Consider the following 12,421-nt stretch of genomic DNA (forward strand, 5'->3'; position numbering starts at 1 on the left):
TAAATGGATTGACTTAATTGTAGAACGTAAGGAAATATGCTATAATAGTACTATTCTAAGGAAAGAGGGTGTTAGAATGGGATTTACTGAAGAAACTGTACGTTTTAAATTGGATGATTCCAACAAGAAGGAAATCAGTGAAACGTTGACAGATGTCTATGCTTCTCTGAATGAAAAGGGTTATAATCCGATAAATCAAATCGTCGGTTATGTATTGAGTGGAGACCCTGCCTACGTTCCTCGTTACAATAATGCACGAAATCAAATTCGTAAGTATGAGCGTGATGAAATTGTTGAAGAATTGGTGCGCTATTACCTTAAGGGACAAGGAGTCGATCTATAATCTATGAGAATTATGGGATTGGACGTCGGTTCAAAAACAGTGGGTGTTGCGATTAGCGATCCACTAGGCTTCACCGCTCAAGGACTTGAAATCATCCAGATTAATGAGGATCAGGGCCAGTTTGGTTTTGACCGTATCAAGAAATTGGTTGACAGCTATAAGGTGGAACGCTTTGTAGTAGGCTTGCCTAAAAATATGAACAATACCAGTGGTCCGCGAGTAGAAGCCAGTCAGGCCTACGGAGCAAAACTAGAGGAACTTTTTGGTTTGCCAGTAGACTATCAAGATGAGCGTTTGACGACGGTCGCTGCAGAACGTATGTTGATTGAACAAGCAGATATCAGTCGCAATAAACGCAAGAAAGTTATTGATAAGTTGGCTGCTCAGCTGATTTTGCAAAATTATTTAGATAGAAAATTTTAAGACAGAGGAGAAACTATGTCACACGATCACAACCATGACCACGAAGAACGTGAATTGATTACACTAGTAGATGAGCAAGGAAATGAAACCTTGTTTGAAATTCTTTTGACCATCGACGGGAAAGAAGAATTTGGTAAGAACTATGTTCTTCTAGTGCCAGTTAACGCAGAAGAAGATGAAAACGGTGAAGTTGAAATCCAAGCTTACTCATTCATCGAAAATGAAGACGGAACAGAAGGCGAATTGCAACCAATCCCAGAAGACTCAGAAGACGAGTGGAACATGATTGAAGAAGTCTTCAACAGCTTTATGGAGGAGTAAAAACATCCAGTGGATGTTTTTAGCCCTGCGCCAGAAATTAGAAACGTAGGAACGTCCGGGGGACGTTTTTAGCCCAGATCCTTGAAATAAGAGAGAGCTGGTGAGTCTGGGAGACATTTTTAGCTTACGTTGAAATTCATAGTAGCTAGTGATTAGCTAACCAGGTAAGAGGTCGGGATTTTTGTCCCGACCTCGCTTTTTATTTGCAATCATACTTTGATGCAGTAGTTGATTGTACTTTTGTAAGGAGACATGTATGTTTGAAGTAGAAGAATGGCTCCATAGTCGGATTGGTTTAAACTTTAGATCTGGACTTGGACGAATGCAGCGAGCAGTGGATTTGCTGGGGAATCCTGAGAAGACTTATCCTATTATCCACGTAACAGGGACTAATGGTAAAGGGTCAACTATTGCCTTCATGAGGGAGTTGTTTGTTTCTCATGGTAAAAAAGTTGGTACTTTTACCTCTCCTCATATCATCAGTATCCATGATAGAATCTGTATTAATGGGCAACCGATCGTAGATGAAGACTTTACCCGTATAGCTAACCAAGTCAAGGAGATGGAAAAAACTCTTTTGGAAACACATGACCAATTGTCTTTCTTTGAGTTGTTGACCTTGATTGCTTTGCTTTACTTTAAAGAGCAGGACGTGGATCTAGTTCTTCTAGAAGTGGGGATTGGTGGTCTGCTTGACACCACTAATGTCGTAACAGGAGAGATTGCAGTTATAACTTCGATTGGGTTAGATCATCAGGAGACCTTGGGTGAGAGTCTGGAGGAGATAGCAGGGCAGAAAGCTGGTATTTTCAAGTCTGGTAAGAAGGCAGTCATTGCCAAGCTTGCTCCAGAAGCGGAGCTTGTCTGCCAAAGTAAAGCGAGAGAGTTAGACGTAAATCTTTATCAAGCTGGACGAGACCTCACCTTGAAAACTGGAAATTTCTCAAGCAGCCTAGCAAGCTTTTCACAGCTTGAAATCGGTTTGGAAGGTGCTTATCAGCAAGAAAATGCCGCCTTGGCTTTACAAACTTTTCTTCTGTTTATGGCGTCAAGAGGTGAAGGTGTCGAAGAAGAACTTGTCAGACAGGCCTTGAAAGAAACACATTGGGCAGGTCGATTGGAACGGATTCGTCCGCATATCTACCTAGACGGGGCTCACAATCTTCCAGCTTTAAGTCGTCTGGTCGAGTTTATCCAGGGGAAAATCCAGCAAGGCTATCAAGTTCGCATCCTTTTTGGTGCCCTTAAACGCAAGGATTATCAAGGAATGTTAGGCTATCTATCTGAGCAGTTGCCTCAGGTGGAACTTAAGGTAACAGGCTTTGACTACCAAGGCTCTCTGGATGAAAAGGATGTGGCGGGTTACGATTTGATTCCTTCCTATGGCGATTTTATCAGAGAATTTGAAGAAAGAGCCAATGACCAGGATCTGCTTTTCGTGACGGGATCACTCTACTTTATCTCGGAAGTACGAGCGAGTTTAGTAGGAAGCGATGGGATTAGTTGACCGTCTAGGTTTAAGTTGCTATACTGAAGGTAGGAGGTATATCTGGAAACGATTCCAGCAAAACATTGGCACAAAAAGAAAGGAAATCGCTATGAAGACGAAAACATTCACACTTTCTATTGCTTCCCTAGCAATTCTTAGTCTTTTAGCAGCTTGTGGACCTAAGGCACAAGCCCCTACCCAGCAATCTGCACAGCAATCATCTTCTCAACAAGAATCATCTTCTAGCGCTGCTACAAGTGCTAGTCAACCACAAGCCTCCTCAAGTCAGGACACTACTGTTGCTCAACCGACTAACATCGATGGTACCTACACTGGAAAAGATGAGAATGATCAGATCACTCTTGTTGTAACAGGTAAGACTGGTACATGGACTGAGGTCGAGCCAGATGGAGATAAGGAAATCAAGCAAGTCACCTTTGAGCCAGAAAATCAACGTGTCATTATCGGTGATGATGTCAAAATTTACGCGGTTAATGGTAATCAATTGATTATCGACGATATGGACCGAGAGGCATCTGACCGAGTGGTATTAACTAAGCAATAATGATTAAGTAAAAGTTCCAATGAGATGAAAGCTATCTTTTTGGAGCTTTTTTTCTTGAAAAAAGGGCTGGCTGTTCTTTACTAACTTTTTACTTAAAACGCTTACAAATATTTGTAAAACTTCTTATAAGGTCGTATACTTATGGTAAATAATCAAATAGCGCAGAGGCGCAGGAGGAAAAGCATATGGCTACATTTTACGTTCCATCAGTTAACCTTATTGGTAAAGGTGTTGTAAATGAAGTAGGTCCGTATATCAAGGAACTGGGGTATAAGAAGGCCCTTTTGGTGACAGATAAATTCATCGAAGACAGTGATATTTTACCTAAGGTCCTAAAACCACTAGATGCTGAAGGGATTGAATATGTGATCTTTAGCGATGTGGAGCCAAATCCGACTTGCAAGAACGTCACAGACGGAGTGGCCGCCCTGAAAGAGCATGGATGTGACTTCATCATCAGTCTTGGAGGAGGATCTCCTCAGGATGCGGCTAGTTGTATCTCTATCATCGCGACAAATGGTGGAAAACCACAGGACTACGAAGGTCTTCACAAGTCTGCTGAAAAAGGGTTGCCAGTGGTTGCGATCAATACAACAGCTGGAACTTCTGCAGAAATCACCATTAACTATGTCATTACTGACGAAGAACGCAAGGTCAAGATGGTAATGGTTGATAAGAACAGCCTCGCCCTTATCTCTGTCAATGATCCAGAACTCATGCTTTCAAAACCGAAAGGATTGACAGCAGCGACAGGTATGGATGCTCTTACCCATGCTGTCGAAGCCTTGGTAACACCAGGTGCTTATAATGTGACTAAGAAACTCTCTATCGGAGCGATTGAACTCATCAAGGAGTACCTCCCTCGTGCCGTAGCAAATGGCCATGATATTGAAGCGCGTGAGGCTATGGTCAATGCCATCTTCCTCGGTGGTATGAGCTTTAACAATGCTGGCTTGGGCTATGTTCATTCTATGGCTCACCAACTCGGTGCGGTATATAACTTGCCACATGGTGTCTGCTGTGCCATGCTTCTCCCAGTTGTAGAACGTGAAAATGCCAAGCGTGTACCAGAAGCTTTCCGCAATGTAGCCAAGGCCTTGGGACTCCATGTGGAAGGGAAAACAGACCAAGAATGTGCCGCCTATGCTATCACTGAAATTGAGAAACTGTCTGAAACAGTGGGTATTCCGAAGAAACTCACTGAACTTGGTATCCAAGAAAAAGATTTTGACTTTGATTACCTTTCTAAGAATGCTTTGATTGATGCCTGTGCACCTGGAAATCCATTTATGCCAACCTTGGAAGAAACCATTGCTCTCTACAAAGAACTTTTCTAATTCATAAAGTGAAAAGAAGCTAAATAATGCTGGAAAGGACTATCATTTTGGTAGTTCTTTTTAAGTCTCTTAATATCTTAGTTAAAAATATAAAAAGGTAAACGGTTGCTATCTACCCCTGAACTGAGGTATACTAGTAGAAACATTAGTTTATCAAGCAGTTAAGGAGAATGTTAGAAAAGGAAGGGGATGTATGACAGCTAGAAAAATGCAGCTACTCATGTCCAAGTATGGTTTTAGTATTACCATCATGTTGGCAGAGTTGTTTATTGTCTTTGGTTTATTTCTCTATCTAGGGCAGATGGCACCGATTCTCTGGATTATCCTTGTCATTTTAGTGAGCTTAGCGACCATTGTATCAATTGTCAATCGGTCCATGAATCCTGAGAGTAAGGTAACATGGCTGTTAGTAGCCTTTGTGCCAGTGTTTGGGCCATTGCTCTATATCATGTTTGGAGAACGCCGTTTATCTAAAAAAGAAATGAAACAGCTAAAGCAACTCCAATCAATGGTTGACCGAGAGGACAATAGCAGAGCTCTCCGTTTGGAGTTAAAGGAAGAGGATAAGTCGGCTTACGGTGTCATCAAATCTCTCCTTAGCATGGATACGAATGCGGATGTCTATAATCGAACGGATACCCATTTTTTCCCTTCAGGGGAAAGCATGTGGCGCCAGATGTTAGAGGATCTCAAAAAAGCCGAGAAATTTATCTTTCTCGAATACTATATCATCGAAGAAGGTTTGATGTGGAATAGTATTTTGAAAATTTTGGAAGAAAAGGCAGCTCAAGGAGTAGAAGTGAAGCTTCTCTATGATGATATTGGTTGTATGGCAACCTTGCCTGGAGATTACACCATCCAACTTCGTGGTCAAGGGATTGAAGCTCACAAATTTAACAAGGTGATTCCACGCTTAACCGTCGCCTATAACAACCGTGACCACCGTAAAATCATGGTTATCGATGGTCAAATTGCCTATACAGGTGGTGTCAATCTGGCAGATGAGTATATCAACCATATCGAACGTTTTGGCTATTGGAAGGATAGCGGTATTCGCCTAGATGGACCGGCTGTTAAGGCTTTTACCAGACTCTTTTTATCAACTTGGTATATCAACCGTGGGGAAATTAGTGACTTTGACCAATACCATCTCGAAAATCAACCTAGAGATGGGATGGGGCTTTGCATTCCTTACAGTAGTGGGCCAAAGCCTATCTACCGAGCTCAGGTAGGAAAAACGGTCTATCAAAACCTTATCAATCAAGCTACAGATTACGTCTATATCACGACTCCCTATCTGATTGCGGACTACGATCTAACTGAAAGTATCAAAAATGCAGCTCTGAGAGGGGTAGATGTGCGAATTGTGACGCCGTGTATCCCAGATAAGAAGGTTATTCAGTTAGTTACTCGGGGAGCCTATCCAGATTTGCTATCTGCAGGGGTTCGTATTTATGAGTACAGTCCCGGATTTCTTCATAGCAAGCAAATGCTTGTCGATGGAGAGGTGGCTACTGTGGGAACCATCAATTTTGACTATCGGAGCTTGCTCCACCACTATGAAAATGGCGTTTTGCTTTATAAAACGCAGTCTATCATCGATATTGAGAGGGACTTCAAAGAGATTTTTAAAGTTTCTCAAGAAATCTATCCTCACACCATCAAAACAAGCTGGTATCAAAGCTTGATCAAGGAAATTGTCCAGTTGTTTGCGCCTATGCTCTAACTACCAACCAAGATCTGGCCCAAGGCTGGATCTTATTTTTGTCTTTTTGCGAATAGATAAGCAGGAGGATGAAAATGCTAAATCAAAAAGAATATGATTTTATCCTAGAGTTTCAAACAAGCAGTTTACACCGTTTTCGAGAGATTGAACGCTATGCTGAGCTAGATAAGAAGTTAAGGAAATATCAATCCTTAGCTGACATTCCTGTAAGATTTTGATATACTAAAACAGATAAACTTACTAGGAGAAATTGAATGAACGTATACGAGGAAAAAGACGAACAGCTAGAAGAATTTCGATACCAGTATCGGGAACGGCTGGATCAAGAGTCTGAATTTGGACTGGAGCGAGGTAAGAAGAAACGAACTCCGCTTCCGTTTTTTAGTATGGCAATTTGGAGTCTGGCTGCTACAGCTGTTTCTGTCATGTTGCCTCTGATCTTTGGTTTGGTGAGCCCCCAACAGATGCAAGATCTTTATACTGGTTGGGCGCTACATCAGAGTGGGCAGATTTACACGGATTATTATGGTTCAAATGGACTGCTTTATTACGTACTAATCTATCTCTCTCAAGGGAGTATTCTTTTTGCTTTGGTGGAGTGGTTGGCCTTGTTCGGAGCTGGTGTTTTTCTATTCAAGTCCGCAGATACCTTGACAGGTCAGGGAGAGCAGGCTAGACAGCTTTTGCTGGTTTTTTATCTGCTTGTGGGCAGTCTGGGATTTGGTGGTAGCTATGCAGTGGCTGTGGCCTTGCCTTTTCTATTTTATAGTTTTAGCCTAGTGGCTGACTATCTGGATGATCCAAGTAACGATAAAGGTTTCTTGCGAGTTGGGATGAGTTTAGCATTAGCTTTCTTCCTATCACCTATTCCCACAGCCTTGTTTGCAGCCACACTTGCCCTGAGTTTGTTTGGATTTAATATTGCCAAGCGTAAATTTGCTCATGGTTTGTATCAATTTTTCGCATCAGCTCTAGGATTTTCTCTCCTTTTTTATCCAATTGGCTATTATACTGTATTAACAGGAACTTTTGGTGATGCGATTAGCCATACTTTGTATCCAATAGATACGCTTAGTCTATTTTCAAATGCCAATCTTATGGAGAATGCTGCTTTCTATGGTTTGCTATCCATCGGTATTGGGATTCTGACATTGATCTTTTCAGGATTGTTTCAATCTAAACCGGCCAAACAATCTGCTGTCTCAATAGGCGCTATTTTAGGATTATTAGTAACTCTTGCTTTGTTAATTTTTTCAAAGGAACCTTTGCATGGCTCACGTTTGGCAGCGATTTTGCCCTTTCTGACATTGTTATTGTTAACCAACATCAAAGAAGGAAGCCCTGATCGTATCAGTCGTAGTAGACGAAGAGTTCGCTCTTCATCACTCTTTGGTCGCTACCTCAAGGGAAATTTCTATCTACCATTAGTTGCGATAGTCTATTTACTTTTCCTACCTGTTTTGAGTCGCTATATTTCGCATCCAAGTACTTATCAGGAACGTGAGCAGCTTGCTAGCTTGGTCAAACAGCAAACGAGTTCCGAGGATCGTGTCTATGCTTGGGATAATCGGCCAGATTTCTACCGCGCAAGTGAACGCTTGGCACCAAGCTCTCTAGTGACACCAACACTCTATACTGCAAGCGACGAGAATAAAACGAAACTAGTCAATGACTTGAAAGAAAATCAACCGAAGATGATTTTGGTCAACCAAAAGGTTGCCTTGTGGTCGGATGTAGAGAGCCTACTTAGTGAAAAATACGAGCTTGTTCAGACGGATAGTAAGGAATTCAAGCTTTATAAATCTAAATAGCAAATCAATATCTTGTGTATTTTTAAAAATTTTAGAATTTTTAACACAAGATATTGATTTTTCTTTTTAGAGTGGTATAATATCACTTAAGAAGAAAAATAGAAAAGAGCATGGATATGATTGTATTAGAAGAAAATCTTGCAACCGTTCCCACTTTGTTCGTTGAAAAACGAGATGGTAGACGTGTAGTGTTTGATATAGACAAGATTGACAAAGCTCTCCATAAGGCGGCTGACAAAGTCATGGATGTGACACCCCTGGTCGAAAAACGTCTAAATAGCCTGCTTGAGCGTATTGTTGCGGAAATTCACAGTCGTTTCCCTCAAGGTGTCAAGATTTACGAGATTCAGAATATCGTAGAACATGAACTCCTTGAAGCCAAAGAATATGCGTTGGCTGAGGAGTATATCACTTATCGGACACAAAGGGATTTTGAGCGCTCAAAAGCGACAGATATCAACTTTAGTATTCATAAACTTCTCAATAAAGATCAGGCGGTTGTCAATGAAAATGCCAATAAAGACAGTGATGTCTTTAATACTCAGCGTGATTTGACAGCAGGGATTGTTGGGAAATCAATCGGGCTGCAAATGCTTCCTAAGCACGTAGCTAATGCTCACCAAAAAGGGGATATCCACTATCATGACTTGGACTACAGCCCCTACACTCCGATGACCAACTGCTGTTTGATTGATTTTAAAGGCATGTTGGAAAATGGTTTTAAGATTGGAAATGCAGAGGTAGAGAGTCCCAAGTCTATCCAGACTGCGACAGCTCAAATTTCACAAATCATCGCCAACGTTGCTTCTAGCCAGTACGGGGGCTGCTCAGCTGACCGTATTGATGAAGTCTTGGCGCCTTATGCAGAGAAGAATTACCAAAAGCACCTCAAGGATGCGGAAGAGTGGGTCTTGCCCGAGAAACGTGAAGATTACGCTTGGAAGAAAACCCAAAAGGACATCTACGATGCCATGCAATCTCTTGAGTATGAAATCAACACTCTCTTCACTTCAAATGGACAAACACCTTTTACTTCGCTCGGTTTTGGTCTAGGAACTAGTCGTTTTGAACGGGAAATTCAAAAAGCTATCTTGACCATTCGTATCAAGGGGCTTGGTTCAGAACACCGCACAGCCATCTTCCCTAAACTCATCTTTACGCTTAAAAGAGGACTTAACTTAGAGGAAGGTTCACCTAACTACGACATCAAACAGTTGGCCCTCGAGTGTGCAACCAAGCGGATGTACCCAGATGTCTTGTCCTATGATAAGATTGTTGACTTGACAGGTTCTTTCAAGGTTCCTATGGGTTGTCGTTCGTTTCTTCAAGGATGGAAGGATGAGAATGGTGTAGAAGTCAATTCAGGTCGCATGAACCTGGGAGTTGTAACGGTTAACCTGCCCCGTATTGCTCTCGAGTCTGAGGGCGACATGAATAAGTTCTGGGAAATCTTCAATGAGCGGATGAATATCGCAGAAGATGCTCTAGTTTACCGTGTCGAACGAACCAAGGAAGCAACACCGGCAAATGCTCCTATCCTCTACCAGTACGGTGCTTTTGGCCATCGTCTAGGTAAAGAAGAAAGTGTTGACCAGCTCTTTAAGAATCGTCGCGCAACTGTTTCGCTGGGCTATATTGGTTTATACGAAGTGGCAACTGTCTTCTTTGGAAATAGCTGGGAACACAATCCAGAAGCCAAGGAATTCACGCTGGATATCATTCGTGATATGAAACGCCGTGTAGAAGAGTGGTCTGACCAATATGGCTACCATTTCTCTATCTACTCAACACCGTCTGAAAGTTTAACAGACCGTTTCTGCCGACTAGATACAGAGAAGTTTGGCTCTATTCCTGACATCACAGACAAGGAATACTATACCAATTCTTTCCACTACGATGTTCGTAAAAATCCAACACCGTTTGAAAAATTAGACTTTGAGAAAGTCTATCCAGAAGCAGGTGCATCAGGTGGTTTCATCCATTATTGTGAGTATCCAGTCCTTCAGCAAAATCCTAAAGCCTTGGAAGCTGTCTGGGACTATGCCTATGACCGCGTGGGCTATCTAGGAACCAATACTCCGATTGACCGTTGCTACAAGTGTGACTTTGAAGGGGATTTTGAACCAACTGAGAGAGGATTTGCTTGCCCTAACTGTGGCAATAGCGACCCTAAAACGGTGGATGTGGTCAAACGAACTTGTGGCTACCTAGGTAATCCTCAAGCTAGACCTATGGTCAACGGCCGTCACAAGGAAATCGCTGCGCGTGTCAAACACATGAATGGCTCAACGATTAAAATAGCTGGCCATCAAGTAACAAATTAGAAAGAAATAAAATGGGAAAATATCAATTAGATGATAAAGGGCGCGCACAAGTGGCCCGCTATCACGAGAAACACTCTAAAGGTGGAGCTGGTAAGAAAGAACGCTTGCTCAACCTCAGAGAACAATTTTTAAACAAGAATAAGAAAAAATAAAAGTGAGAGTCAGCTCTCGCTTTTCTCATAGTGGGAGGTAAGGATGGAACTACGTAGACCGACAATAGTAGATAGAGAAGCTGTTTTAGACATGATGGCAGAGTTTGAGCAGACCCAATCAGCCCACGATGGGGGCTTTTGGGATACAGAGAACTTTGTGTATGAAGAGTGGTTGGAAACAAATAAGCAAAAAGAGATGGGAATAAACTTGCCTGAAAATCGTGTTCCTTCTATTCAATTTGTATCATTTGATGATGTAGGTCGTGCTCTAGGATTTTTGAATCTGCGATTGAGACTGAATGAGGGTTTACTGAATTATGCTGGCCACATTGGATACTCCATCCGACCGTCTGAAAGAGGCAAAGGTTATGCCAAGGAAACTCTCCGTCAGGGCTTGCAAGTTGCTAAGGAAAAGAACATCAAGAAAGCTCTGGTGACCTGTAGCGTGAATAATCCTGCTAGCAGAGCAGTCATTCTAGCAAATGGAGGTCTCATTGAGGATGTTCGTAATGGAGTTGAGCGTTATTGGATAGAGGTAGCGAATGAATAATCCTAAACCACAAGAATGGAAAAGCGAGGAGCTTAGTCAAGGGCGTATCATTGACTACAAGGCGTTTAACTTTGTAGATGGAGAGGGTGTTCGCAACTCCCTCTATGTAGCAGGTTGCATGTTTCATTGCGAGGGGTGTTATAATGTTGCGACTTGGTCTTTTAATGCTGGCATTCCCTATACAGCAGAATTAGAAGAACAAATTATGGCAGATCTTGCTCAGCCCTATGTTCAAGGCTTGACTTTGCTAGGAGGAGAGCCTTTTCTCAATACGGGCATTCTCTTGCCTCTCGTTAAACGCATCAGAAAGGAATTGCCAGAAAAAGACATCTGGTCCTGGACGGGCTACACTTGGGAAGAAATGATGCTGGAGACCCCAGATAAACTGGAACTTCTATCGCTGCTTGACATTCTTGTAGACGGACGGTATGATCGAACTAAGAGAAATCTCATGCTCCAGTTTCGAGGTTCGTCCAATCAACGAATTATCGATGTACAAAAATCCCTCAAAAATGGGCAAGTAGTGATTTGGGATAAGCTTAATGACGGAAAAGAAAGCTATGAACAGGTGAAGAGGGAATGAAAGGAAAAGACTTAATAGATCAGCTGGTCTCAGAAATAGAAAAGGGAAAAGTCAGGACACTGGGAATATACGGTCATGGGGCTTCGGGTAAATCAACCTTTGCACAGGAATTACATCAATCCCTAGATTCTACTACAGTAAATTTACTAGAAACAGATCCCTATATCACCTCAGACCGTCATCTGGTAGTACCAAAGCAAGCGCCAGATCAAAAGGTGACAGCTTGTCTCCCGGTGGCACATGAATTGGCAAGTTTGCAGAGAGATATCTTAGCCTTGCAGGCGGGTATGGATGTCTTGACAATTGAAGAGCCTTGGAAGGCTAGTGAAATCTTGTCTGGAACGAAACCAGTTCTGATTGTCGAAGGGATGTCTGTTGGTTTTCTTCCTAAAGAACTATTTGACAGAACAATCTGTTTCTACACGGATGAAGAGACCGAATTAAAGCGGCGCCTAGCTCGAGATACGACTGTGAGAAATCGCGATGCATCCGTTATATTGGCTAGCCATCAGATGAGACGGGAGCAGTATCTGCGATACTATAAAGAAACTGAGTCAAGTGCGGACATTCTAGTGGATCAATCAGAAGATAAATTTGATGTCAAGAGGACTTAACTTATATAGAAGAAAATCCCTAATTTTAAAAAGAAAAAATAGGAAACCAGTTTCATTGTAAAAAAAACGAAAAAATAGCAACAAATCCCTTGCAATCGCAGGGGCTTTGTGTTATTCTATTATGGTGCTGTAAATTACAGCCTTAGCTTTGATGCAAGAGGTTGCGACACGCTCGGTTGCATT

At 42.1% G+C, this 12,421-nt stretch carries 14 protein-coding genes; all 14 read left to right on the forward strand.

The genetic code is table 11. The annotated features are described in order from the left end of the window. The first annotated feature begins 76 nt into the window (after positions 1-76). Complete coding sequence (locus D8854_RS04590) at positions 77-343, forward strand: IreB family regulatory phosphoprotein (RefSeq protein ID WP_000507060.1); 267 nt, start codon at positions 77-79, stop codon at positions 341-343. Positions 344-346: 3 nt separating this feature from the next. Continuing rightward, a complete protein-coding gene (gene ruvX, locus D8854_RS04595) occupies positions 347-766 on the forward strand; it encodes a Holliday junction resolvase RuvX (RefSeq protein WP_038804645.1) in 420 nt (139 codons plus the stop codon). A 15-nt stretch (positions 767-781) separates the two neighbouring features. Beyond that, the gene (locus tag D8854_RS04600) at positions 782-1,087 is read left to right on the forward strand and encodes a DUF1292 domain-containing protein (protein ID WP_000017624.1); all 306 of its coding nucleotides are present in this window, start codon (positions 782-784) and stop codon (positions 1,085-1,087) included. A 256-nt stretch (positions 1,088-1,343) separates the two neighbouring features. Then, the gene (locus tag D8854_RS04605) at positions 1,344-2,594 is read left to right on the forward strand and encodes a bifunctional folylpolyglutamate synthase/dihydrofolate synthase (RefSeq protein WP_038804644.1); all 1,251 of its coding nucleotides are present in this window, start codon (positions 1,344-1,346) and stop codon (positions 2,592-2,594) included. Positions 2,595-2,685: 91 nt separating this feature from the next. After that, a complete protein-coding gene (locus D8854_RS04610; RefSeq protein ID WP_038804642.1) occupies positions 2,686-3,141 on the forward strand; it encodes an SP_0198 family lipoprotein in 456 nt (151 codons plus the stop codon). Positions 3,142-3,326: 185 nt separating this feature from the next. After that, entirely contained in the window at positions 3,327-4,478 is a 1,152-nt protein-coding gene (locus tag D8854_RS04615; RefSeq protein WP_038804641.1) for an iron-containing alcohol dehydrogenase, read from the forward strand. Between the two features lie 193 nt (positions 4,479-4,671). After that, a complete protein-coding gene (gene cls / locus D8854_RS04620; protein WP_038804640.1) occupies positions 4,672-6,204 on the forward strand; it encodes a cardiolipin synthase in 1,533 nt (510 codons plus the stop codon). 74 nt (positions 6,205-6,278) lie between these two features. Next, positions 6,279-6,422, forward strand: a complete 144-nt coding sequence (locus D8854_RS09805) for a hypothetical protein (RefSeq protein WP_000934190.1) — start codon at positions 6,279-6,281, stop codon at positions 6,420-6,422. Between the two features lie 36 nt (positions 6,423-6,458). Further along, entirely contained in the window at positions 6,459-8,015 is a 1,557-nt protein-coding gene (locus D8854_RS04625; protein WP_125449927.1) for a damage-inducible protein CinA, read from the forward strand. A gap of 116 nt (positions 8,016-8,131) precedes the next feature. Next, positions 8,132-10,339 (forward strand): anaerobic ribonucleoside-triphosphate reductase, encoded by a 2,208-nt coding sequence (nrdD, locus tag D8854_RS04630; RefSeq protein WP_185768068.1) that lies wholly within the window; start codon positions 8,132-8,134, stop codon positions 10,337-10,339. A gap of 11 nt (positions 10,340-10,350) precedes the next feature. Next, the gene (locus D8854_RS04635) at positions 10,351-10,491 is read left to right on the forward strand and encodes a hypothetical protein (protein WP_049495512.1); all 141 of its coding nucleotides are present in this window, start codon (positions 10,351-10,353) and stop codon (positions 10,489-10,491) included. A 43-nt stretch (positions 10,492-10,534) separates the two neighbouring features. Then, positions 10,535-11,041: a GNAT family N-acetyltransferase gene (locus D8854_RS04640; protein WP_125449931.1), complete on the forward strand. Its 507-nt coding sequence runs from the start codon at positions 10,535-10,537 to the stop codon at positions 11,039-11,041. Continuing rightward, positions 11,034-11,624, forward strand: coding sequence for an anaerobic ribonucleoside-triphosphate reductase activating protein (gene nrdG / locus D8854_RS04645; RefSeq protein ID WP_125449933.1), 591 nt, complete (start codon positions 11,034-11,036; stop codon positions 11,622-11,624). Before D8854_RS04640 ends, nrdG begins: the two co-directional genes overlap by 8 nt. Then, positions 11,621-12,238, forward strand: a complete 618-nt coding sequence (locus D8854_RS04650) for a uridine kinase family protein (protein ID WP_125449935.1) — start codon at positions 11,621-11,623, stop codon at positions 12,236-12,238. Before nrdG ends, D8854_RS04650 begins: the two co-directional genes overlap by 4 nt. Positions 12,239-12,421 lie beyond the last annotated feature (183 nt).

Source organism: Streptococcus mitis (genome assembly GCF_003943905.1).
Taxonomy (GTDB): Bacteria; Bacillota; Bacilli; order Lactobacillales; family Streptococcaceae; genus Streptococcus; species Streptococcus mitis_BC.

Bases quoted from the DNA above. Each gene is read 5' to 3' on its own strand.
- D8854_RS04615 (WP_038804641.1), top strand. From the start codon at position 3,327: ATGGCTACATTTTACGTTCCATCAGTTAACCTTATTGGTAAAGGTGTT.
- nrdG (WP_125449933.1), top strand. From the start codon at position 11,034: ATGAATAATCCTAAACCACAAGAATGGAAAAGCGAGGAGCTTAGTCAA.
- D8854_RS04625 (WP_125449927.1), top strand. From the start codon at position 6,459: ATGAACGTATACGAGGAAAAAGACGAACAGCTAGAAGAATTTCGATAC.
- D8854_RS04610 (WP_038804642.1), top strand. From the start codon at position 2,686: ATGAAGACGAAAACATTCACACTTTCTATTGCTTCCCTAGCAATTCTT.
- D8854_RS04600 (WP_000017624.1), top strand. From the start codon at position 782: ATGTCACACGATCACAACCATGACCACGAAGAACGTGAATTGATTACA.
- D8854_RS04635 (WP_049495512.1), top strand. From the start codon at position 10,351: ATGGGAAAATATCAATTAGATGATAAAGGGCGCGCACAAGTGGCCCGC.
- D8854_RS04640 (WP_125449931.1), top strand. From the start codon at position 10,535: ATGGAACTACGTAGACCGACAATAGTAGATAGAGAAGCTGTTTTAGAC.
- D8854_RS09805 (WP_000934190.1), top strand. From the start codon at position 6,279: ATGCTAAATCAAAAAGAATATGATTTTATCCTAGAGTTTCAAACAAGC.
- D8854_RS04590 (WP_000507060.1), top strand. From the start codon at position 77: ATGGGATTTACTGAAGAAACTGTACGTTTTAAATTGGATGATTCCAAC.
- D8854_RS04605 (WP_038804644.1), top strand. From the start codon at position 1,344: ATGTTTGAAGTAGAAGAATGGCTCCATAGTCGGATTGGTTTAAACTTT.
- cls (WP_038804640.1), top strand. From the start codon at position 4,672: ATGACAGCTAGAAAAATGCAGCTACTCATGTCCAAGTATGGTTTTAGT.
- D8854_RS04650 (WP_125449935.1), top strand. From the start codon at position 11,621: ATGAAAGGAAAAGACTTAATAGATCAGCTGGTCTCAGAAATAGAAAAG.
- ruvX (WP_038804645.1), top strand. From the start codon at position 347: ATGAGAATTATGGGATTGGACGTCGGTTCAAAAACAGTGGGTGTTGCG.
- nrdD (WP_185768068.1), top strand. From the start codon at position 8,132: ATGATTGTATTAGAAGAAAATCTTGCAACCGTTCCCACTTTGTTCGTT.